Origin of the sequence: Halomonas sp. JS92-SW72, from assembly GCF_003547075.1 — a bacterium.
In the GTDB taxonomy this organism is placed as follows: Bacteria; Pseudomonadota; Gammaproteobacteria; order Pseudomonadales; family Halomonadaceae; genus Halomonas; species Halomonas alkalicola.
In genome coordinates, this window is record NZ_CP032147.1 from 3,035,918 (window position 1) to 3,057,799 (window position 21,882).

The 21,882-nt window shown below is 68.1% G+C and carries 18 protein-coding genes and 2 tRNA genes; 9 read left to right on the top strand and 11 right to left on the bottom strand.

The window, feature by feature from the left end:
* Positions 1-9 precede the first annotated feature (9 nt).
* The 9 genes from D1793_RS19500 to D1793_RS14270 all read left to right on the top strand — a co-directional run bounded on the left by D1793_RS19500 (position 10) and on the right by D1793_RS14270 (position 11,020).
* The gene (locus tag D1793_RS19500; RefSeq protein ID WP_162899978.1) at positions 10-186 is read left to right on the top strand and encodes a hypothetical protein; all 177 of its coding nucleotides are present in this window, start codon (positions 10-12) and stop codon (positions 184-186) included.
* 99 nt (positions 187-285) lie between these two features.
* Positions 286-3,216 (top strand): ATP-binding protein, encoded by a 2,931-nt coding sequence (locus D1793_RS14235; protein WP_119022746.1) that lies wholly within the window; start codon positions 286-288, stop codon positions 3,214-3,216.
* Positions 3,213-4,619, top strand: a complete 1,407-nt coding sequence (locus D1793_RS14240) for a sigma-54 dependent transcriptional regulator (RefSeq protein WP_119022747.1) — start codon at positions 3,213-3,215, stop codon at positions 4,617-4,619. The genes D1793_RS14235 and D1793_RS14240 overlap by 4 nt, the downstream gene beginning before the upstream one ends.
* 904 nt (positions 4,620-5,523) lie before the next feature.
* Positions 5,524-6,930 (top strand): polynucleotide adenylyltransferase PcnB, encoded by a 1,407-nt coding sequence (pcnB, locus tag D1793_RS14245; RefSeq protein WP_119022748.1) that lies wholly within the window; start codon positions 5,524-5,526, stop codon positions 6,928-6,930.
* Positions 6,927-7,421, top strand: a complete 495-nt coding sequence (folK, locus tag D1793_RS14250) for a 2-amino-4-hydroxy-6-hydroxymethyldihydropteridine diphosphokinase (protein ID WP_119022749.1) — start codon at positions 6,927-6,929, stop codon at positions 7,419-7,421. The genes pcnB and folK overlap by 4 nt, the downstream gene beginning before the upstream one ends.
* Positions 7,422-7,555: 134 nt before the next feature.
* Entirely contained in the window at positions 7,556-8,347 is a 792-nt protein-coding gene (gene panB / locus D1793_RS14255) for a 3-methyl-2-oxobutanoate hydroxymethyltransferase (protein ID WP_119022750.1), read from the top strand.
* Positions 8,348-8,359: 12 nt separating this feature from the next.
* Positions 8,360-9,208: a pantoate--beta-alanine ligase gene (gene panC / locus D1793_RS14260; RefSeq protein WP_119022751.1), complete on the top strand. Its 849-nt coding sequence runs from the start codon at positions 8,360-8,362 to the stop codon at positions 9,206-9,208.
* Positions 9,209-9,236: 28 nt separating this feature from the next.
* Positions 9,237-9,617 carry an aspartate 1-decarboxylase gene (gene panD, locus D1793_RS14265; protein ID WP_110070032.1) on the top strand — a complete coding sequence of 127 codons (381 nt, stop codon included), beginning with the start codon at positions 9,237-9,239 and terminating at the stop codon, positions 9,615-9,617.
* 227 nt (positions 9,618-9,844) lie between these two features.
* Entirely contained in the window at positions 9,845-11,020 is a 1,176-nt protein-coding gene (locus D1793_RS14270) for an acetyl-CoA C-acetyltransferase (protein ID WP_119022752.1), read from the top strand.
* Positions 11,021-11,217: 197 nt separating this feature from the next.
* Here D1793_RS14270 and pnp read toward each other — a convergent pair whose 3' ends face one another.
* The 11 genes from pnp to tpiA all read right to left on the bottom strand — a co-directional run bounded on the left by pnp (position 11,218) and on the right by tpiA (position 21,840).
* Positions 11,218-13,353, bottom strand: coding sequence for a polyribonucleotide nucleotidyltransferase (gene pnp / locus D1793_RS14275; protein ID WP_205527555.1), 2,136 nt, complete (start codon positions 13,351-13,353; stop codon positions 11,218-11,220).
* 437 nt (positions 13,354-13,790) lie between these two features.
* Positions 13,791-14,060 carry a 30S ribosomal protein S15 gene (gene rpsO / locus D1793_RS14280; RefSeq protein ID WP_110070029.1) on the bottom strand — a complete coding sequence of 90 codons (270 nt, stop codon included), beginning with the start codon at positions 14,058-14,060 and terminating at the stop codon, positions 13,791-13,793.
* 79 nt (positions 14,061-14,139) lie between these two features.
* Entirely contained in the window at positions 14,140-15,057 is a 918-nt protein-coding gene (truB, locus tag D1793_RS14285; protein WP_119022754.1) for a tRNA pseudouridine(55) synthase TruB, read from the bottom strand.
* Entirely contained in the window at positions 15,057-15,497 is a 441-nt protein-coding gene (gene rbfA, locus D1793_RS14290; RefSeq protein ID WP_119022755.1) for a 30S ribosome-binding factor RbfA, read from the bottom strand. Before rbfA ends, truB begins: the two co-directional genes overlap by 1 nt.
* Before the next feature lie 18 nt (positions 15,498-15,515).
* Complete coding sequence (infB, locus tag D1793_RS14295; RefSeq protein ID WP_119022756.1) at positions 15,516-18,023, bottom strand: translation initiation factor IF-2; 2,508 nt, start codon at positions 18,021-18,023, stop codon at positions 15,516-15,518.
* Positions 18,024-18,124: 101 nt separating this feature from the next.
* Positions 18,125-19,615, bottom strand: coding sequence for a transcription termination factor NusA (nusA, locus tag D1793_RS14300; RefSeq protein WP_119022757.1), 1,491 nt, complete (start codon positions 19,613-19,615; stop codon positions 18,125-18,127).
* Between the two features lie 72 nt (positions 19,616-19,687).
* Positions 19,688-20,167, bottom strand: a complete 480-nt coding sequence (rimP, locus tag D1793_RS14305; RefSeq protein WP_119022758.1) for a ribosome maturation factor RimP — start codon at positions 20,165-20,167, stop codon at positions 19,688-19,690.
* 246 nt (positions 20,168-20,413) lie between these two features.
* Positions 20,414-20,490 (bottom strand) — tRNA-Met (locus D1793_RS14310).
* A 119-nt stretch (positions 20,491-20,609) separates the two neighbouring features.
* A tRNA-Leu gene (locus D1793_RS14315) sits at positions 20,610-20,696 on the bottom strand.
* Between the two features lie 30 nt (positions 20,697-20,726).
* Positions 20,727-21,086, bottom strand: coding sequence for a preprotein translocase subunit SecG (gene secG / locus D1793_RS14320; protein ID WP_119022759.1), 360 nt, complete (start codon positions 21,084-21,086; stop codon positions 20,727-20,729).
* A 4-nt stretch (positions 21,087-21,090) separates the two neighbouring features.
* Complete coding sequence (gene tpiA / locus D1793_RS14325) at positions 21,091-21,840, bottom strand: triose-phosphate isomerase (protein WP_119022760.1); 750 nt, start codon at positions 21,838-21,840, stop codon at positions 21,091-21,093.
* Positions 21,841-21,882: the final 42 nt, after the last annotated feature.

Below are 21,882 nucleotides of genomic sequence, written 5' to 3' on the forward strand. Positions count from 1 at the left end.
GAGGCGCCCATGTACGTCTATCGCATCCTGCTGTTCCTGGTGCTCGGTGGCTACCTGCTCTCGCCGCTGATGATGAGCGGCTGGGCCAGCCCCGGCGTGGCCTGGTATCGCCCCTTTATTATTTGGGGGGTGCTGATCGCACTGACCCTGTGGCTGGAGCAGAAGAGGAAGCTCGATGAACGCTAGCCTGACGCGGCGTTGCTCGCCTGGTACCGGCTCCCCGAGCATCATCTGGGGGGGGGCTGATCGCGCTGACCCTGTGGCCGGAGCAGAAGAGGAAGCTCGATGAACGCTAGCCTGGCCGGGATGTTCGCCCTGGGCACCGGCTTCCTGCTGGTGCTCTTCCTCTGTGCCCTGGCGGTGGAGCGCGGGCTGATCGGCACGCGGATCACCCGCCACCCGCTGGTCTACACCCTGGCGCTCGGGGTCTACGCCAGCGCCTGGGCCATCTACGGCAGCCTGGAGCTCGCCTCCACCTCCGGCTACGGCTACCTGGCCTACTACCTGGGGGTGGCCGGGGCCTTCCTGCTCGCTCCGGTGCTGCTGGTGCCGATCCAGCGCATGACCCGCACCTACCAGCTCGCCTCGCTCTCCGACCTGTTCGCCTTCCGCTTCCGCTCGCGCTGGGTCGGCACCCTGATCAGCCTGCTGGCGGTGCTGCCGCTGCTTGCCCTGCAGGTGCAGACCATGGGCGATGCCATCTTCCTGATGACCGGCGCCGCCTCACCGTCGCTGCTGGCGCTGGCCTTCTGCGCCATGATCGCCCTGTTCGCCATGCTCTTCGGCGCCCGCCAGGGCCGCGTGGATGGCCACCATGACAGCCTGCTGGCGGTGATCGCCCTCTCCTCGCTGGTCAAGGTGGTCGCCATGCTGGGCCTCGGCGCCTTCTCGCTGTTCGTGGTCTTCGACGGCCCCGCCGACCTGCAGACCTGGCTCGACGGCCCCGGCCAGGCCTTCCAGGCCGACGTGATACAGCCCGACCCCGCCCACTGGCGCACCCTGCTGCTGCTCTTCTTCGCCGCGGCCCTGCTGATGCCGCACATCTTCCACATCACCTTCACCGAGACCCACTCCCGCCACACCCTGCTCCAGGCCAGCTGGGCGCTGCCGCTCTTCCTGCTGCTGATGGCGCTGCCGGTGCCGCTGATCCTGTGGGCGGGCCAGCGCCTCGGCGCAGACGATCTGCTGCCCTCCGCCTATCTGGCCTTCGGGCTGTCGGAGTCGCTGTGGATACAGTCGCTGGCCTTCATCGCGGGGCTTGCCGCCACCAGCGCCACCATGGTGCTGATCGCCCTGGCCCTGGCCGGCATGATCCTCAACCACGTGCTGCTGGTGGCCCACCCCCCCGAGGCCCAGCTGAACCTCTACCGCTGGCTGCTGTGGCTGCGCCGCGCCCTGGTGGGCGCCGTGGTGCTGGGCGGCTGGCTCTTCTACCGCACCGTGGGCGTGCATCACGACCTCACCACCCTGGCGCTGGCCGCCTTCGTCGGCATGGCCCAGTGCCTGCCGGGGCTGCTGGCCCTGCTCTACTGGCCCGGCGCCAACCGCAAGGGCATGGTCTCGGGGCTGGTGGTGGGCCTGCTGGTATGGCTGCTCGGCCTGTGGGGGCCGCTGCTCACCGGCCTGCCCGCGCTGGTGGTCATTCCTCCCGGCCTCGAGGCCCTGGCCGGCGAGCCGGAGTGGTACGTGATCACCCTGGTCTCCCTGGCCAGCAACGCCCTGGTCTTCATCCTCGTCTCCCTGGCCACCCCCACCTCCGAGGGTGAGCGGGCGGCGGCCGAGGCCTGCTCGGTGGACGCGGTGATCCGCCCCAAGCGCCTGCCGCTGGACGCCGCCAACGGCGAGGAGTTCAAGGCCTGCCTGGCCCGAGCCCTGGGCGACGAGGTCGCCCGCCGCGAGGTCGACCGAGCACTCGACGACCTGGGGCTCTCCCCCCTGGACGGCCGCCCCTACGCCTTGCGCCGGCTGCGCGACCGCCTGCAGGCCAACCTCTCCGGCCTGATGGGCCCCTCGGTGGCCCAGGACATCGTCGACCGCTACCTGCCCTATCGCCAGGGCAGCACCGGCGCCACCGAGGACATCCACTATGTGGAGAGCCGCCTGGAGGCCTACCGTTCGCGCCTCACCGGCCTTGCCAGGGAGCTCGACGGCCTGCGCCGCTACCACCGCCGCACCCTGACCCGCCTGCCGGTGGGGCTCTGCGCCTTCGGCGAGGACGGCGAGCTGCTGATGTGGAACGACGCCCTGGCCACCCTCAGCGGCATCGACGGCGCCAGCGTGATCGGCGCCCGCCGCGACAGCCTGCCGGCGCCCTGGGGCGAGCTGCTCGGCCGCATCCTGGCCGAGTCGCACAGCCACCTCTACAAGCAGCCGGTCACCCTCGAGGGCGGCGTCCGCTACCTCAGCCTGCACAAGGCCGAGCTCGCCGGCGACGACAGCGAGCCCGGCGGCATGGTGGTGCTGGTGGAGGACCACAGCGAGATGAAGTGGCTGGAGGACGAACTGGTCCACGCCGCTCGCCTCGCCTCCATCGGGCAGCTGGCCGCCGGGGTGGCCCACGAGATCGGCAACCCCATCACCGGCATCTCCTCGCTGGCCCAGAACCTGCGCTACGACACCGAGGACCCCGAGGTCCTCGAGACCGCCGGGCAGATCCAGCAGCTCACCGACCGCGTCTCGCGGATCGTCTCCTCGCTGGTCGGCTTCGCCCACGGGGGGCGCCACCTGGGCGGACAGACCTTTGCCCCGGTCTCCCTGGCCGAGGTCGTCGACGAGGCCATCCACTTGATCCACCTCGCCCGCTCGGGCGACGATGTCCGCTTCGAGAACCACTGCCCCGCCGAGCCCCGCGTTCAGGGCGACGCCCAGCGGCTGCTGCAGGTGATGGTCAACCTGCTCGGCAACGCCCGCGATGCCAGCGGCCCCGGCGACCGGGTCGTCATCGAGGCGGCCCCCGAGGGGGCCGGGCTGAGGGTGACCGTGACCGACGAGGGCCACGGCATCGACGAACGGATGCGCGACCACCTCTTCGAGCCCTTCACCACCACCAAGCCGCCCGGCCAGGGCACGGGGCTGGGCCTGCCGCTGGTCTACAGCATCGTCGCCGAGCATCACGGCCAGATCGAGATCGAGTCCCCGCCGCCGGGGGACGAGCGCGGCACCCGCATCAGCCTCTGGCTGCCGCTGAACCCACAGGAGGGTGAGACACCGCGATGAGCCGGATCCTGATCGTAGAAGACGAAGCCATCATCCGCAGCGCCCTGCGCCGCCTGCTGGAGCGCCACGACTACCGGGTCGAGGAGGCCGGCTCGGTGGACGAGGCCACGGCCCTGGACCCGCAGCGCTTCGACCTGGTGATCAGCGACCTGCGCCTGCCCGGCGAACCAGGCACCGAGCTGATCCATCGCGCCGCCCCGGTGCCGGTGCTGATCATGACCAGCTACGCCAGCATGCGCTCGGCGGTGGATGCCCTGAAGCAGGGGGCGGTGGACTACGTGGCCAAGCCCTTCGACCACGACGAGCTGCTCGAGACCGTGGCCCGAGTGCTGCACCTGCAGGCCTCGCGGCGCGCCGAGCCGCCGGACATCACCGAGCCCAGCGGCCAGGCCCAGCCGATGATCGGCAACTGCCCCGCCATGCAGCTGGTCTACTCGCGCATCCGCAAGACCGCACCCGCCGACGTCACCGTGCTGATCCAGGGCGAGTCCGGCACCGGCAAGGAGCTGGTGGCCCGCGCCCTGCATCAGCAGAGCAAGCGCGCCCATGCCGCCCTGATCTGCGTGAACTGCGCCGCGATCCCCGAGACGCTGATCGAGTCGGAGCTGTTCGGCCACGAGAAGGGCGCCTTCACCGGCGCCAGCGCCTCGCGCACCGGCCTGGTCGAGGCCGCCGATGGCGGCACCCTCTTCCTCGACGAGATCGGCGAGCTGCCGCTGGACGCCCAGGCCCGGCTGCTGCGGGTGCTGCAGGAGGGCGAGATCCGCAAGATCGGCTCGGTGGAGACCCGCCACGTGGATGTGCGCCTGATCGCCGCCACCCACCGCGACCTGCGCGCCCTGTCGAAGACCGGCGAGTTCCGACTCGACCTCTACTACCGCCTCAACGTGATGCAGATCGACCTGCCGCCGCTGCGCGACCGCGAGGAGGATGTGCTGCTGATCGCCGATGCCCTGCTGGAGAAGGCGTGTCGCCGCCATGATCGCGAGGGGCTGCGCCTCTCCCGCGCCGCACGCCGCGAGATCCACGACTACCCCTGGCCCGGCAACGTCCGCGAGCTGGAGAACGCCCTGGAGCGCGGGGTGATCCTCGCCGAGGGCCACCTGATCCACCCGGACGACCTGGGGCTCTCCCCGCCCAGCGCCGCGTCCCCCGCACCGCGCAAGCCCCTTGCCTCCGAGCCCGAGTCCGCCAAGGCCTCCGCCGGCCCCGACGACGAGGGCAGCGGCGAGGACGACCTCTCCCTCGAGGACTATTTCCAGCACTTCGTGCTGGAGCACCAGGACCAGATGAGCGAGACGGAGCTGGCCCAGAAGCTCGGCATCAGCCGCAAGTCCCTGTGGGAGCGGCGCCAGCGCCTGGGCATCCCGCGCAAGAAGAGCCCGCGACGCAAGGCCGACTGAGCGCCCGGACTCCCTGTCGCCCCAGGCGCCACCCTGTGACCATCGTCTATGCGACCAACGATACGGCGCCCGCGGCCAAGGCCGCGGGCGCCGTCGCAGGGGGCCTGACACCCCATCCTGCGCCATTTGTTACCGTCCCACACAGCCCGTGCCCCACGATGGAGCCCAAGGGGTAACACTTTCCCGTCCCGGCTGCAGAAGCCAGCAGGCGCCACCCCCTAGATCACTGATAGATAAGGTATAAAATTCAGATGGCACGCGGCCTGCTATATACCTTGGCAAGAAAAACAAGTTCCGGAGTCACCGGCTGCCCCAACAAGAACAACGCTGCAGCCCAGGATGACGAGGCCCGCACCGCCAACAACAACAAATACCGCGGGCCAGTGCAGCAAGGCACGATTAGCCAACAAGAACAACAGGTAACGTGCCCGGCCCCTCGCTTGCCAACAACAACAAGCCCCGCGAGGCACCGGAAGCTCAGGACGCGACGCATCAATACGGCCAACAACAAGAACAATCGCCGTCGAAGATGCACCCCCGGCAACAACACCAACAAGCCGGGGGGAGGCAGATCAGCTGCCGTCGTGGTTGGATTATTGTTTTGAATACGAGGCGGTTACCACCAGGAGCGCCAACAAGGACAACAACACAGCTAGCCTGTTCTTCTCCTTGGTGACTGTGGTGCGTATTCAAGGCGATGTGCCATCACGAAGAAGAACCAGCAGCAGGATGCTGCAAGACCACTTGAGGGGGAGGCCAGCCGGCCTCCCCCTTCTATTTGGCCGACGGCGGCGAGGCGTCAGGCACCGCGCCACACCGCCGCCATGCTATGCAAGGTCCCGGGGGTCGGCTACACTCGGACGCTTTAGCACCCTTTTTTCGCACTGCGAGTCGATATCGACGCATGTTCAAAGGATTTACCCGCTTCCTGCAGAGTCCGGGCGAACGCCTGAAGTCCCTCTTCGGCCCCGACAGCAGCGCCGGCCCACCCGAGCCGCGCGTCATCCCCCGTCAGGAGCACCCGGTGTCGCGCCAGCACTTCAGCGATGCCGCCCTCAAGGTGCTCTACCGGCTGCACAACGCCGGCTACCAGGCCTACCTGGTGGGCGGCTGTATCCGCGACTCGCTGCTCGGACGCATGCCCAAGGACTTCGACGTGGCCACCGACGCCACGCCGGAAGAGGTCAAGGAGCTGTTTCGCAACTCGCGCATCATCGGGCGGCGCTTCCGCATCGTGCACGTGCGCTTCGGCCGCGAGGTGATCGAGGTGACCACCTTCCGCGGCAAGCCTGGCGATGACCACGGCGACCATATCGCCCAGCAGTCCGACGAGGGGTTGCTGCTGCGCGACAACGTCTGGGGCAATATCCAGGAGGATGCCCTGCGCCGCGACTTCACCATCAATGCGCTCTACTACAGCATCGCCGACTTCTCGATCCACGACTTCGCCAATGGCGTGCGCGACATCGAGGCACGCACCCTGCGCCTGATCGGCGATCCCGCCACGCGCTACCGCGAGGATCCGGTACGCATGCTGCGGGCGGTGCGCTTCGCCGCCAAGCTCGACTTCCACCTGGATCCCGCCACCGAGGCGCCGATCCGCGAGCTCGCCCCGCTGCTGCTGCAGATTCCGCCGGCCCGGCTGTTCGACGAGATCCTCAAGCTGTTCATGTCCGGGCATGGCGTGGCGACCTTCCGGCTGCTGCGCCACTACGGGCTCTTCGAGATGCTCTTCCCGGCGGCCGCGGAGGCCATGGACGCCCTGCCCTGGGCCGAACCCCTGGTGGAGGCCGCCCTGGCCAGCACCGACCGACGCATCGCCGAGGAGCGCCCGGTCACCCCGGCGTTCCTGTTCGCCGCGCTGCTCTGGGGGCCGGTGGTGCTGCGCCAGGCCGAGCAGGAGGCCAAGGGGCTGCCCCCCATCCCCGCACTGCAGGCGGCCTCCCAGCAGGTGGTCTCCCACCAGCTGCAGCACATCTCGATCCCCAAGCGCTTCAGCCTGCCGATGCGCGACATCTGGGACCTGCAGCAGCGCCTGCCGCTGCGTCGCGGACGCCGCGTCTACCAGACACGGGAGCACCCCCGCTTCCGGGCCGCCTACGACCTGCTTTTGCTGCGCGAGGCCGCCGGCGAGCTCGAGCCCGGCCTCGGCGACTGGTGGACCGCCTTCCAGCAGGCCGACGAGCATGAGCAGCGCCGCCTGCTCGACAAGGCGGGCGCCAACCCCGCCGGCAGCGGCGCCCCGCGCAAGCGCAAGCGTCGCCGTCGCGGCCCGCGCGGCGGAAACGGCGGCGACAACGGCAACGCATGAGCCCCCACCGCGCCTGGATCGGCCTGGGCAGCAACCTGGACGATCCGCGCCGGCACGTCGCGCAGGCCCTCGTGGAGCTCGACCGCCTGCCGCTGACCCGCCGCCTTGCCGCTTCCCGCCTCTATGCCAGCCGGCCGCTCGGCCCCCAGGACCAGCCCGACTTCATCAACGCCGTGGCGCTGCTGGAGACGCGTCTCTCACCGCTGGCGCTGCTCGATCAGCTGCAGGCGCTGGAGCAGCGACATCGCCGGGTCCGTGCGCGCCGCTGGGGGCCCCGCACCCTGGACCTGGATCTGCTACTGTTCGATGACAGCGTGCTGGCTCTGCCGCGCCTCGTCGTGCCCCATCCCGAACTGAGGCAGCGCGCCTTCGTGGTGATGCCGCTGCTGGAACTCGCGCCTCAGCTCGTGCTGCCGAATGGCGAGCGCCTGGCGGCAGCGGCCGACGCCCTGACGGCCGAAGGGCTGACACCGCTGCTACCGCCGACCTGATCTCGCCGAGGAAGTGTTACCTATCGACACGCCCTGGCGGTTCGGGTAACAATCGCAGGTTACTTTCAGCACGGTTACCGGCAGGAGACGCCCTCACCTTGCGCCCCCTGCTGCCACAACGATGAGAGCACGCCATGAAAACCGTCACCCTGAGCACGCTGCAGGCCTTCAAGCGCGCCGGTGAGTCATTCAGCTGCCTGACCGCCTACGACGCCTCCTTTGCCAGGGCCGCCAGCGACGCCGGCATCGAGGTGCTGCTGGTCGGCGACTCCTTAGGGATGGTCCTGCAGGGGCACGCCAGCACCCTGCCGGTGACGCTCGAGGAGATCTGCTACCACACCCGCTGCGTGGCCCGCGGCAAGGGCGCGAGCCTGCTGATGGTCGACCTGCCCTTCATGGGCAATGCCAGCACCGAGCGCCTGCTGGAGAATGCCGGCGAGCTGATGCGCGCCGGCGCCGAGCTGGTCAAGGTCGAGGGCGAGGCGTGGATGGCCGAGGGCATCCGCGAGCTGACCCGCCGCGGCGTGCCGGTATGCGCCCACCTGGGCCTCACCCCGCAGACGGTCTACCAGCTGGGCGGCTACAAGGTGCAGGGCCGCGAGGCCGAGCGTGCCACCCAGATCCTCGAGGACGCCCGCATCCTGGTCGAGGCCGGCGCCTCGGTCATCCTGCTGGAGTGCGTGCCGGCGAGCCTCGGTCGCGCCATCACCGAGGCGCTCGACGTCCCGGTGATCGGCATCGGCGCCGGTCCCGACACCGACGGCCAGATACTGGTGATGCACGACATGCTCGACGTCACCGCCGGCCGCAAGCCGCGCTTCGTCAAGAACTTCATGGCCGAGGCCGACAACGTCCAGGGCGCCTTCCGGCGCTACCACGAGGACGTCAAGGCCCGGCGCTTCCCCGCCGAGGAACACTGCTTCTAGCTGGAGCCCGCAATGCGCACCCTCAGAGAGATCCCCGCCCTGCGCGAGGCGCTGGCGGACGTTCGCCGTCGCGGCGAGCGCATCGCCCTGGTGCCCACCATGGGCAATCTGCACGACGGCCACCTGGCGCTGGTCGCCGCGGCCCGCGAGCGTGCCGACGTGGTGATCGCCACGATCTTCGTCAACCCCATGCAGTTCGGCCCGAACGAGGACCTCGACGCCTACCCGCGCACCCTCGAGGCGGATCAGGCGGGGCTCGAGGCGGCCGGCTGCGACCTGCTGTTTGCCCCGGAGGTGAGCACGGTCTACCCGCGCCCCCTGGAGGCGCAGACCCGCATCGCGGTCCCCGAGGTCACCGAAGGGCTGTGCGGCGGCTCGCGCCCCGGCCACTTCGACGGCGTCACCACCATCGTCGGCATGCTCTTCAACCTGGTGCAGCCGGACATCGCCTGCTTTGGCGAGAAGGACTACCAGCAGCTGGCGGTGATCCGCCGCATGGTGGCCGACCTGCACTTCCCCATCGAGATCGTCGGCGTGCCCATCGTGCGCGCCGAGGACGGCCTCGCGCTCTCCTCGCGCAACGGCTACCTGAGCGCCGAGCAGCGCGCGGTGGCCCCGCGGCTCTACCAGACCCTGGGCGAGCTGCGCGAGGCCCTGGAGGCCGGCGAGGCGACCGGGCCGACCCTGGCGCGCGGCTACGCCCGCCTGCAGCAGGCCGGCTTTGCGCCGGACTACCTCGAGCTGCGTGCCGCCGACCTGGGCCCCGTCACGCCCACCACCCGCGAGGCCGTGCTGCTGGCAGCCGCCCGGCTCGGCGCCACGCGCCTGATCGACAACCTGACCCTGACCCTGCCGCGCTGAGGCAGCCTACCCGGAGGACCCCACGTCCATGTTCACCATCATGCTCAAGGCCAAGCTGCATATGGCCCGCGTTACCCATGCCGTGCTCAACTACGAGGGCTCCTGCGCCATCGACGGCGAGCTCCTCGACATGTCCGGCATCCGCGAGAATGAGCAGATCCAGATCTACAACGTCGAGAATGGGCAGCGCTTCACCACCTACGCCATTCGCGCCGAGGAGGGCTCCCGGGTGATCTCCATCAACGGCGCCGCCGCCCACCTGGCCGGCCCCGGCGACCGCGTGATCATCTGCAGCTACGCCCACTACAGCGAAGCGGAGCTCGAGAACCACCAGCCGGCGCTGGTCTACCTGCAGGAAGGCAACACGGTCAGCCATACCAGCCACGCCATCCCGGTACAGATGGCCTGATCATGCCCCAGGGCCGCGGCCGGCAACCACGCCGGCCGCCCCGCCCGCCCCCGGACGCCATTCACCGGTGTTCCCCCCCCCTCCTCGCTCCGCGCTTTCTCCCCCTGCGCCCATGGAAGCATTGCCGCGGCGCACAAGAGTCACCTATGCTGGACTGACCCGGCCCTGCCCCGTTGCTGAGCGGCACGGCCGCAAGCCCGTCGTCTACCATTCAGGAGAACTCTCCCATGCAAGAAGTGGTGATCGTTGCCGCACGTCGTACCGCCATCGGCGCCTTTGGCGGCTCCCTGGCCGGCATTCCCGCCAGCGACCTGGGCGCCCTGGTGATCAAGGACCTGCTCGCCACCACCGGCGTGTCCGGCGACCAGGTGGACGAGGTGCTGATGGGCCAGGTGCTCACCGCAGGCGTCGGCCAGAACCCCGCCCGCCAGGCCGCCATCAAGGCCGGCCTGCCCGCTGCCGTGCCCGCCATGACCATCAACAAGGTGTGCGGCTCCGGCCTCAAGGCGCTGCACCTCGCCGCCCAGGCGATCCGCTGCGGCGACGCCGAGCTGATCATCGCCGGCGGCCAGGAGAACATGTCCGCCTCGCCCCACGTGCTGCCCAACTCGCGCAACGGCCAGCGCATGGGTGACTGGAAGGCCGTGGACACCATGGTCCATGACGGCCTGTGGGACGCCTTCAACAACTACCACATGGGCATCACCGCCGAGAACCTGGCCGAGAAGTACGCCATCACCCGCGAGGCGATGGACGAGTTCGCCGCCGCCTCCCAGCAGAAGGCCTCTGCGGCCATCCGCGACGGCAAGTTCAAGGGCCAGATCGTCCCGGTGGAGATCCCCCAGCGCAAGGGCGACCCGGTGGTGTTCGACACCGATGAGAACCCCCGCGAGGTGAGCGCCGAGAAGCTCGGCGGCATGCGTCCTGCCTTCAAGAAGGACGGCACCATCACCGCCGGCAACGCTTCCTCCCTCAACGACGGCGCCGCCGCGGTGATGCTCTGCTCCGCCGAGAAGGCCAAGGCGCTGGGCCTTACGCCCCTGGCGCGCATCGCCGCCTACTCCAACGCCGGCGTCGACCCGGCCATCATGGGCATCGGCCCGGCCCCGGCCACCCGTCGCTGCCTGGAGAAGGCCGGCTGGAGCCTGGACGACCTCGACCTGGTCGAGGCCAACGAGGCCTTCGCCGCCCAGGCCCTCTCCGTCAACAAGGAGCTCGGCTGGGACGTCAGCAAGGTCAACGTCAACGGCGGCGCCATCGCGCTGGGCCACCCGATCGGCGCCTCCGGCTGCCGCGTGCTGGTGACCCTGCTGCATGAGATGATCGCCCGCGATGCCAAGAAGGGCCTCGCCACCCTCTGCATCGGCGGCGGTCAGGGCGTGGCGCTGGCGATCGAGCGCTAAGCGCACACTGCGGCACGAGCGGCGCCGGAGGCAGGTCGCAGAGGGGGTCCTACGCCAGGGATGGCGTCGGTAGCGCCCAAGGACGGGTTCACAACGCCCCCTCGAGACCTGTCGCCGGACAAGCCGCGGGCCAAAAAGAAACCGCCCCCGCAGCCTGGCTGCGGGGGCGGTTTTCGTTGCGGCTGGGCGCCTGGCGCTTAGAGCGCAGGCTCGGCGGCTGCCTCGGCCTCGAAGGCCGCCTTCTCTTCCGGGGTGATCTCCTTGATGGTGAGCTTCACCCGGTTGCGGTTGTCGATGTCGAGCACCTTGACCACCACCTCGTCACCCTCGTTGAGGAAGTCACGCACGTCGTTGACCCGCTCCGGCACGATCTGGGAGATGTGCACCAGACCGTCGGTGCCCGGCATGATGTTGACGAAGGCGCCGAAGTCGGCGATGCGTACCACCTTGCCCAGGTAGAGCTTGCCGATCTCCGCCTCGGCGGTGATCGCCAGCACGGTGTCGATGGCCGCCTTGGCCGCCTTCTTGTCCTCGGCATAGATACGCACGGTGCCATCGTCGTCCAGGTCGATGGAGGCGCCGGTATCCTCGCAGATCTTGCGGATGGTGGAGCCGCCCTTGCCGATGACGTCGCGGATCTTCTCCGGGTCGATCTTGATGGTCGCCATGGAGGGGGCGTTCTCGGAGACCTCGGTGCGGCTCTGGCCGATCACCGCATTCATCTGCTCGAGGATGTTGAGGCGCGCCTCCAGAGCCTGCTGCAGCGCCTGCTCCATGATCTCCTCGTTGATGCCCTCGATCTTGATGTCCATCTGCAGGGCGGTCACGCCCTCGGAGGAACCGGCCACCTTGAAGTCCATATCGCCGAGGTGATCCTCGTCACCCAGGATGTCGGTCAGCACGGCGAAGCCGTCGTCATCCTTCACCAGGCCCATGGCGATACCGGCCACCGGGGCCTTCATCGGGACGCCGGCGTCCATCAGCGCCAGTGACGCACCGCACACCGAGGCCATGGAGCTGGAGCCGTTGGACTCGGTGATCTCGGAGACCACGCGGATGGTGTAGGGGAGCTCGGCATCGTCGGGCAGCATGGCCTGCACACCGCGACGCGCCAGGCGGCCGTGGCCGATCTCGCGACGCTTGGGACCGCCCATGAAGCCGGCCTCGCCCACGCTGTAGGGAGGGAAGTTGTAGTGCAGCAGGAAGCGGTCCTTGCGCTCGCCCTCCAGCGATTCGATCAGCTGGGAGTCGCGCAGGGTGCCGAGGGTCGCCACCACGATGGCCTGGGTCTCGCCGCGGGTGAAGATCGCCGAGCCATGGGTCTTGGGCAGGGTGCCCACCTCGATGGCCAGCGGACGCACGGTCCTGTGATCGCGGCCGTCGATGCGCGGCTCGCCCTTGACCACGCGATGGCGCACCACGCGCTTCTCCAGGCCGGAGAAGGCCCCCTTGACCTCGTCGACGGCGAACTTGCCCTCCTCTTCGCCGGCGAGCTGGGCGACGGCCTGCTCCTTGAGGGCGGAGAGGGCATCCTGGCGCGCCATCTTGTCGGTGATGCGGTAGGCCTCGCCCACCTTGGCCTCGAACGCGGAGGCCAGGGCGGCCTTGAGCTCGGTGTTCTCCGCCGGTGCCTGCCACTCCCACTTCGGCTTGCCCGCCTCGGCGGCCAGCTCGTTGATGGCCTGGATGGCCACCTGCATCTCCATGTGGCCGTAGAGCACGGCGCCCAGCATCTCGTCCTCGAGCAGCTCCTTGGCCTCGGACTCCACCATCAGCACCGCCTTCTCGGTGCCGGCCACCACCATGTCGAGCTCGGAGGTGGTCAGCTCCTCGACGGTGGGGTTGAGGAAGTAGCCCTTCTCCTCGTTGAAGCCGACGCGGGCCGCGCCGATGGGGCCGCTGAAGGGCACGCCGGAGATGGCCAGGGCCGCGGAGGTGCCGAGCAGCGCCGCGATGTCCGGGTCATGGTTGCGGTCGGTGGAGAGCACCGTGCAGACGACCTGCACCTCGTTCATGAAGCCCTTGGGGAAGAGCGGGCGGATCGGGCGATCGATCAGCCGCGAGGTGAGGGTCTCCTTCTCGGTGGGACGCCCCTCGCGCTTGAAGAAGCCGCCGGGGATCTTGCCGACCGCGTAGGTCTTCTCCTGGTAGTGGACGGAGAGCGGGAAGAACGGCTGGCTCGGATTGGCCTCCTTGCGCGCCACCACGGTGCAGAGCACCACGGTGTCGTCCATGGTGACCATGACGGCACCGGTGGCCTGGCGGGCGATGCGCCCGGTTTCCAGGGTGACGGTGCTGCGACCGTACTGAAATGTCTTCTTGACCGGATTCACGGCGACTTCCTTCCTATCTACTTTTCTGTGTTGGGGTCGTTTTGACTCGGCGACCATTTTAGGGGTTGACGCGCCCCGCGGCCACCGGATAGCGACATTTCCACCCAGACATCACCGGCCGGGGTTGATCCGGCGACAGGCCTTCGGGGAGGCGCTGTGAATACGTCCATGTACGCTACCTCGGCCATCCCTGGTCCTCGGACCTCCCCTACGACCTGTCCCCGGCGCCCCTAGTCCGGCGCCAAAAAGCAAAACGGGTAGCCCCCCGAGGGAGCTACCCGTTTCAAAAATGCTGAAGAAAAGGGGGATTTCGCATTGCGAGCGATGAGAGGCTGGTTGCCGCCGGAGCGCAGGAACCGGAGTGTAGCTCGCTACATGAGGATTCCGAGCACCGCCGGCAGCCAGGATATCGAGCGCAGCAGCGAAATACCCTTTTCTTAGCGACGCAGGCCCAGACGCTGGATCAGTGCCTGATAGCGCTCGAAGTCCTTGCGCTTCAGGTAGTCAAGCAGCTTGCGGCGCTGGTTGACCATGCGGATCAGGCCACGACGGGAGTGGTGATCCTGCTTGTTGGTCTTGAAGTGGTCCTGCAGGCCATCGATGTTGGCGCTCAGCAGGGCTACCTGCACTTCGGGGGAACCGGTGTCGTTCTCGCCGCGACCAAATTCGCTGACGATTGCGGACTTCTGCTCGGCTGTCAGTGCCATCTGTCTCTCCAGTAAGCAATATGCCTGAATGATGAGTGTGTGAGACCACGCATATTTGCAGTCTCGGGCGTTTCTCCCTTCAATCGGCCGCGGTGCTCAGCAGCCGTTTCGGCGCCACCTCCTGTGGCGCCGTTACCGCGCCGAGGCCCAGGAAGGCCCCGTCGCAGTAGAGTCTTGCCGTCTCGCCGGTGGCGATGCCCGAGGCATCGACACGCGCCGCCTGACCCAGGGTCAGGCGAGCGGCCGCCGAGGCGTCCAGCTCGAGTCGCGGCAGGTGCGCGACCAGCACGTCGACGGGCAGCAGCGTCGCCTCCCGGGCGGCCTGGTCGGGCAGCGCCTCCAGGGCCTCGAGGGTCAGCATGCCCGGCGCGGTGAAAGGGCCGATCGCCAGGCGCCGCAGCGCGCTGATATGCGCGCCGCTGCCCAGGGCCCGACCGATGTCCTCGGCCAGGGTGCGCACATAGGTGCCCTTGCTGACCTTCACCTCCAGCTCGAAGGCCTCGCCCTCGAAGGCGAGAAGCCGGGCATCATACACCGTCACGCGCCGCGCTGCACGCTCGATCGTCTTGCCCTCGCGGGCCAGCTCATAGAGCTTGCGCCCCTGATGCTTGAGCGCCGAGTACATCGGCGGCACCTGCTCGATCTCGCCGTGGAAGCGCTCGAGCACGCCCTCCACGTCGGCCGCGGTGAGCGGCGGCACCGCACAGCGTTCGACCACCTCGCCCTCGGCGTCGCCGGTATCGGTCACCGCGCCCAGTTCGACCCGGGTACGGTAGACCTTGTCGGCGGCCAGCAGGTGGGCGGAAAACTTGGTCGCCTCACCGAAGCAGACCGGCAGCAGCCCGGTGGCCATGGGGTCCAGGGTGCCGGTATGACCGGCCTTCTGGGCCTGGAACAGCCGCCGGGCACGCTGCAGGGCGTGGTTGCTGGAGAGGCCCTTGGGCTTGTCCAGCAGCAGCACCCCGTTGACCGGCAGGCCGCGACGCCGACGCGCCATCAGTCGCGCCCGCTGTCGCTGCCGGGCTGACCCTCGCCGCTCGACTCAGCGCCCTCGTCGCCGCTCTCCTCGCCACTGCGGGAGCGGTCGCTGGCGACCGCCTCCTGGATCAGCGAGGAGAGCCGCTGACCCCGCACCACGCTCTCGTCGTAGTGGAAGCGCAGCTCCGGCACGTGGCGCAGCTTGATGCGCCGCGCGACCTGGCCCCGCAGGAAACCCGCGGCCTGCTTGAGAACCTTGAGGTTCTCCTTGATCCGCTCCGGGGTGTCCTCGCCCAGCAGGGTCACGTGGACGTCGGCGTAGCCGAGGTCACGACTGACCTCGACGCCGCTGACCGTCACCATGCCCAGGCGCGGGTCCTTGACCTCGCGCTGGATGAGTACCGCCAGCTCCTTCTGGAGCTGGTCGGCCACCCGGTCGGTTCGCTTGAACTCGCGCATGAACGACTCCTCGAGCCCTTAGAGGGTCCGCTCGACCTTGACCTGATCGAAGACCTCGATCTTGTCGCCGACCTGGACATCGTTGTAGTTCTTCACGCCGATGCCGCACTCCATGCCGTTGCGCACTTCCTGGACGTCGTCCTTGAAGCGGCGCAGCGACTCGAGCTCACCCTCGTAGATCACCACGTTGTCGCGCAGCACGCGGATCTTCTTGTTACGGAAGACGCTGCCCTCGACCACCATGCAGCCGGCCACGGCGCCGATCTTGGGCGCGCGGAAGACGTCACGGACCTCGGCCACGCCGACGATCTCTTCCTTCCACTCCGGCGCCAGCATGCCACTCATCGCCTGCTTGACCTCGTCGATCAGCTGGTAGATGACGCTGTAGTAGCGCAGATCCAGGCCTTCACGCTCGATGATCTCGCGGGCCGCGGCGTCGGCACGCACGTTGAAGCCGACCACGATGGCCTCGGAGGCCAGCGCCAGGTTGGCGTCGGTGCCGGTGATGCCGCCCACCCCGGAGGAGACCACGGCCACCTGCACCTCGTCGGTGGAGAGCTCTTCCAGCGCGCCCTTGATCGCTTCCAGGGAGCCCTGGACGTCGGCCTTGAGCACGATGTTGACCTTGGCGACCTCGTCCTGGCCCATCTGGCTGAACATGTTCTCCAGCTTGGCCTTCTGCTGGCGAGCCAGGCGCACCTCGCGGTACTTGCCCTGACGGAAGTTGGCGACCTCGCGGGCCTTCTTCTCGTCGGCCACCACCATGAAGTCGTCACCGGCGTCCGGGGTGCCGTCGAGGCCCTGGATCTCCACGGGCATCGAGGGACCGGCCGAGTCGACCTGCTGGCCCAGCTCGTTGGTCAGCGCGCGCACGCGGCCGTAGTGTAGGCCGGCCAGCACGATGTCGCCCTTCTTCAGGGTACCGTTCTGGACCAGCACGGTGGCCACCGGGCCGCGGCCCTTGTCGAGGCGGGACTCGACCACCACGCCCTTGCCGGGCGCTGCCGGCACGGCCTTGAGCTCGAGCACCTCGGAGACCAGCTGGATCGCTTCCAGCAGGTCCTCGATGCCTTCACCGCTCTTGGCCGAGACGTGAACGAACTGGGTGTCGCCGCCCCACTCCTCGGAGATCACGCCGTGCTGTGAAAGCTCGTTCTTGACCCGATCCGGATCGGCCGCCGGCTTGTCGATCTTGTTGACCGCCACCACCATGGGCACATCGGCCGCCTTGGAGTGCTCGATCGCCTCGATGGTCTGGGGCATCACGCCGTCGTCGGCGGCCACCACCAGGATGACCACGTCGGTGGCCTTGGCGCCGCGGGCACGCATGGCGGTGAACGCCGCGTGGCCGGGGGTATCCAGGAAGGTCACGCCACCGTGCTCGTCCTCGACGTGGTAGGCGCCGATGTGCTGGGTGATGCCGCCGGCTTCACCGGTGGCCACCTTGGCCTTGCGGATATAGTCGAGCAGCGAGGTCTTGCCGTGGTCGACGTGACCCATCACGGTGACCACCGGCGAGCGGGTGATCTCCTCGCCCTCGTAGGAGATGCCTTCGAGCATTTCGGTCTCGAGGGCGTCGTCCTTGATCAGCTTGGGCTTGTGGCCCATCTCCTCGACCACGATGGCCGCGGTGTCCTGATCGATGGTCTGGTTGATGGTCACCGCCGCGCCCATGGTGAACATGGCCTTGATGACCTCGTTCGCCTTGATCGACATCTTGTCGGCCAAGTCGGCGACGCTGATCGACTCGGGGATGGAGACCTCGCGGACGATCGGCTGGGTCGGCTTCTGGAAGCCGTGCTTGCCGCCTCCCTGAGTGCCACCACGACGACCGCCGCGGCGCTCGGCGCGCTTGGCCTTCTTGGCACCGCCACGCCGACGCTCGTCGCGATCATCGTCGTCGCGCTCGTGCCGCCCCTTCTTGGCGGCGGCCTTCTTGGGCGGCGCGGTACGACGATCGGTACGGCCTTCCTTGGGCGGCGCGGGCGGCTCGTCACCGGCCGGTGCCTCCTCGAGCTCGGGCACCGGGATCTGCGGCTCGGCTTCGGCCTTCTCGGCCTCGAGCTTGGCCGCGGCCTCGCGGGCGGCCTCATCGGCGGCGCGGGTCTTGGCGGCTTCGGCCTCGCGGGCCTCCTGCTCGGCCTGGGCCTGCTGGGAGTCGGCCATGTCACCGACCAGCTGGCGCGGCCCGGTCTCCTCGACCGGCTCCGGCGTCGCCTCTTCATCGGCCCGCTTGACGTAGGTACGCTTCTTGCGCACCTGCACCTCGATGGTCTTGCCGCGCTCGCCGGTGTTGATGCGCGTACGCGTCTTGCGCGTCAGGGTGATGCGGTTCTTCGGCGCCGCGGCGCTGGTGCCACCACCGTGACTCTTGGTGAGGTAGTCCAGCAGCTGGCGCTTGTCCTCTTCGGACACCGCATCGCCTTCGGTCTTGTGGCCGAGACCGGCCTCTTTCATCTGTTCCAGCAGACGAGGCACGTCGCGCCCCACCTTCGCTGCAAAATCCTTAACGGTCATCTCTGACATTACGACCCTCCTGAGCCCGTGACCCCAATTCTTCGCTTCGAATCCTCTCGCCCGGTCTCTGGTTACCGGGCATGGCGCCTGTCACGCCAATCGCCTTCGAGCTATTCGTTTTCAAACCAGGGCGCACGGGCAGTCATGATCAATGCCGCGGCGCGCTCCTCGTCCATCCCCTCGATGTCCAGCAGGTCATCGACGGACTGCTCGGCAAGATCTTCCATGGTGGCGATCCCGCGGCTGGCCAGGATGAAGGCCAGGTGGCGCTCCATGCCGTCCATCTCCAGCAGGTCCTCGGCCGGCTGTGCGCCGTCGAGCTCCTCCTCGGAGGCGATGGCCAGGTTGAGCAGCTCGTCCTTGGCGCGGGCGCGCAGCTCCTCGACGATCTCCTCGTCGAATTCCTCGATCTCGAGCATCTCCTCGACCGGTACGTAGGCGATCTCCTCCAGGGAGGTGAAGCCCTCCTCCACCAGCAGGCGCGCGACGTCATCGTCGATGTCCAGGTGCTGGATGAAGTGCTCGACCAGGCTGTCGATCTCCTGGTCGCGCTTGGCCTCGGCATCCGCTTCGGTCATGACGTTGATCCGCCAGCCGGTCAGCTCGGAGGCCAGGCGCACGTTCTGGCCGCTGCGGCCGATGGCCTGGGCCAGGTTGTCCTCGGCCACCGCCACGTCCATGGCGTGGGCATCCTCGTCCACCAGGATGGAGGCGACGTCCGCCGGCGCCATGGCGTTGATCACCAGCTGGGCGGGGTTGTCGTCCCACAGCACGATGTCGACGCGCTCGTTCTGCAGCTCCGAGGAGACCGCCTGGACGCGGGAGCCGCGCATGCCCACGCAGGCGCCGACCGGATCGATGCGCCGGTCGTTGGTCTTCACGGCGATCTTGGCCCGGGAGCCCGGATCACGGGCGGCGCCCTTGATCTCGATGAGCTGCTCGGCGATCTCCGGCACCTCGATGCTGAACAGCTCGATGATCAGCTCCGGGCAGGTGCGCGACAGGATCAACTGGGCGCCGCGCGCCTCGGGATCCACCTTGACCAGCAGGGCGCGCACGCGCTCGTTCATGCGATAGCGCTCGCCGGGGATCATCTCGCTGCGCGGCAGGAACGCCTCGGCGTTCTCGCCCAGGTCGATGATCAGGCCGTCGCGGGTGGTCTTCTTGACGATGCCGGAGACCAGCTCGCCCTCGCGCTCGGCGTAGAGGCGCACCACCTCGGCCCGCTCGGCCTCGCGCACCTTCTGCACGATCACCTGCTTGGCGGTCTGGGCGGCGATGCGGCCGAAGTCGGCGTTCTCGATCTTCTCCTCGACCACATCGCCCAGCGCCAGGGGCGGGTCGCGACGCTCGGCGAAGGAGAGCTTGATCTCGTGGTCGGGACCATCGAAGTCGTCGTCTTCCACCACCGTCCAGCGGCGGAAGGTCTCGTACTCACCGGTACGACGATCGATATGCACCCGCACGCTGGCCTCTTCATCCTCGAAGCGCTTGCGGGACGCGCTGGCCAGGGCCGCCTCGACGGCCTCGAAGATCACCTCGCGGGGAACTCCCTTCTCGTTGGAGATCGCGTCAACGACCGCCAGAATCTCTTTGCTCATGCCATTGCCTCGCCAGAAAACCTATCCTCGAGCGTCATGCTCATTGCGCCGTGCCGACCGGTAGCCTGATGGTCACGGCTGACCATCGACCGGGTCCTCGAACCTTGGCACCACGTGCGCCTGGTCGATGCTCTCGATCGGAAAGCAGTACTCCTCGCCGTCCATCTGGAGCAGCACCTCATCCCCCTCGACACCGGCCAGCAGGCCCTGGAACTTGCGTCGCCCCTCGAAGGGCACACGCAGCTTCAGCGCCACATCGTGGCCGCGATAGCGGGTGAACTGATCGAGGGTGTAGAGCGGACGGTCCATGCCCGGGGAGGAGACCTCGAGGCGGTACTCGCCGCGGATCGGGTCCTCGACGTCGAACACCGCACTTACCTGGCGACTGATGTCGGCGCAGTCGTCCACACTGACGCCATTCTCGTGATCGATGTAGATCACCAGACGGGAGTGCCTGCCCTGGGATTGAAAGTCGATGCCCCACAGCTCGAAACCCATGGCAGTGACCACGGGTTCGATCATTGCGTGCAGGGCTGCATCCTTGATTGCCACGAAAATATCGCTCCTACAGCCGTTGCATCAGGCACCTGGCCGGGAGTCATCAGGAAAGTCAGGTGGCTGATTGGCGTTGCCCGGAACAGCCGCCGGGCGCGCAACGCCCTGCATGCTGCTAACAAAAAGCCCCTTCACAGGAAGGGGCTTTCAGAAGAAACCTGTATACCACTCCGGCAATCTGACCGCCCCTTCTCTTCGAACTTTAGCGCATGGACCGCAATTCGAAAGGCGTCAACCGGAAGATGGTAGCGGGGGCCGGATTTGAACCGACGACCTTCGGGTTATGAGCCCGACGAGCTACCAGACTGCTCCACCCCGCATCAATCTAGGTCGGTGATTCTACGCATCACCGCGACTTACGTCAAGGGATGCTCACCGCTATGCCAATCCTGCTGTCTGAAGGACCGCCTGTGCGCCCAGGGCGCTGCGGTGAATCAGATGGTGCCGAAGGCGGGACTTGAACCCGCACGACCGTAAGGTCACTACCCCCTCAAGATAGCGTGTCTACCAATTCCACCACTTCGGCATCAGGGGAGGCTGGAAACTGCGAAGCGATCTAGTCGTCGCTTCCCTCCAGCACTGGCGCTGCATTATCCATACCTTGAGCACTGTCGTCAAGGGTCGGAATGCCGCGCTGCTGCTCGATCAGACGGGAGTCGGGAATCCCGGCCTCCGGCGCCTGGCTCGCCTGGGTGGCATACCAGGCCAGGGTCAGGGAGGTGGCGAAGAATGCCGCCGCCAGTACCGCGGTGCTCTTGGAGAGAAAACCGCCGCTGCCGCGGGAACCGAACACGGTCTGGGAGGCACCGCCACCGAAGGCGGCGCCGGCTTCGGCGCCCTTGCCCTGCTGCAGCAGGACGAGGACGACCAGGGCGATGGCGATCGCCACGTGGATCATGAGAATGACAACTTGCATGGAATCAACCTGCTGACTGACAGATGGCTAGGAAATCGTCGACCTTGAGCGAGGCACCGCCCACCAGGCCGCCGTCGATATCGGGCTGGGCGAGCAGTTCGGCGGCATTGCCGGCGTTCATGCTCCCCCCATAGAGCAACCGCAGTCCATCGGCCAGCTCCCGGTCGTAGCTGGCCTGGTAGTCGCGAATGCCGGCCATGACCTCCTGGGCCTGCTCCGGCGTGGCGGTGCGACCGGTGCCGATGGCCCACACCGGTTCGTAGGCGATGACCACGCGCGGGCGCTGCTCCGGCTCCAGGCGCGACATCACGAACCCCACCTGGCGCAGCACCACCTCCATGGTGCGGCCGGCATCGCGCTCCTCGAGGGTCTCGCCCACGCAGAGCACCGGCGTCAGGCCGACGCTGAGGGCGGCCAGCAGGCGATCGAAGACCTGCGCATCGCCTTCGCGATAGAGCTGACGGCGCTCCGAATGCCCGACCAGGGCATAGCGCACGCCGAACTCGCACAGCATGCGCCCGCTGACCTCGCCGGTATGCGCCCCGGAATGCAGCGGATTGAGCGACTGGGCGCCAAGCCGCAGCGGAGTGTCGGCGAAGGCGCGCCGCGCCGCATCCAGGTAGGGGAACGGAGGAAAGATCACGACCTCGATCCCCTCCGGCAGCTCGGCCTCGGCAAAGGCACGACCGAACGCCTCGACCAGATCGGCCGAGCCATTCATCTTCCAGTTGCCGGCAAGCAGCGGGGTACGCATCGACTGTCCTCTTTCAAGGTGGAGCGAAATGGTATAGGAGCG

What these genes read in the sequence shown, in the direction of transcription:
- D1793_RS19500 (WP_162899978.1), top strand. Translation starts at nt 10, where the DNA reads ATGTACGTCTATCGCATCCTGCTGTTCCTGGTGCTCGGTGGCTACCTG.
- D1793_RS14235 (WP_119022746.1), top strand. Translation starts at nt 286, where the DNA reads ATGAACGCTAGCCTGGCCGGGATGTTCGCCCTGGGCACCGGCTTCCTG.
- D1793_RS14240 (WP_119022747.1), top strand. Translation starts at nt 3,213, where the DNA reads ATGAGCCGGATCCTGATCGTAGAAGACGAAGCCATCATCCGCAGCGCC.
- pcnB (WP_119022748.1), top strand. Translation starts at nt 5,524, where the DNA reads ATGTTCAAAGGATTTACCCGCTTCCTGCAGAGTCCGGGCGAACGCCTG.
- folK (WP_119022749.1), top strand. Translation starts at nt 6,927, where the DNA reads ATGAGCCCCCACCGCGCCTGGATCGGCCTGGGCAGCAACCTGGACGAT.
- panB (WP_119022750.1), top strand. Translation starts at nt 7,556, where the DNA reads ATGAAAACCGTCACCCTGAGCACGCTGCAGGCCTTCAAGCGCGCCGGT.
- panC (WP_119022751.1), top strand. Translation starts at nt 8,360, where the DNA reads ATGCGCACCCTCAGAGAGATCCCCGCCCTGCGCGAGGCGCTGGCGGAC.
- panD (WP_110070032.1), top strand. Translation starts at nt 9,237, where the DNA reads ATGTTCACCATCATGCTCAAGGCCAAGCTGCATATGGCCCGCGTTACC.
- D1793_RS14270 (WP_119022752.1), top strand. Translation starts at nt 9,845, where the DNA reads ATGCAAGAAGTGGTGATCGTTGCCGCACGTCGTACCGCCATCGGCGCC.
- rpsO (WP_110070029.1), bottom strand. Translation starts at nt 14,060, where the DNA reads ATGGCACTGACAGCCGAGCAGAAGTCCGCAATCGTCAGCGAATTTGGT.
- truB (WP_119022754.1), bottom strand. Translation starts at nt 15,057, where the DNA reads ATGGCGCGTCGGCGTCGCGGCCTGCCGGTCAACGGGGTGCTGCTGCTG.
- rbfA (WP_119022755.1), bottom strand. Translation starts at nt 15,497, where the DNA reads ATGCGCGAGTTCAAGCGAACCGACCGGGTGGCCGACCAGCTCCAGAAG.
- infB (WP_119022756.1), bottom strand. Translation starts at nt 18,023, where the DNA reads ATGTCAGAGATGACCGTTAAGGATTTTGCAGCGAAGGTGGGGCGCGAC.
- nusA (WP_119022757.1), bottom strand. Translation starts at nt 19,615, where the DNA reads ATGAGCAAAGAGATTCTGGCGGTCGTTGACGCGATCTCCAACGAGAAG.
- secG (WP_119022759.1), bottom strand. Translation starts at nt 21,086, where the DNA reads ATGCAAGTTGTCATTCTCATGATCCACGTGGCGATCGCCATCGCCCTG.
- tpiA (WP_119022760.1), bottom strand. Translation starts at nt 21,840, where the DNA reads ATGCGTACCCCGCTGCTTGCCGGCAACTGGAAGATGAATGGCTCGGCC.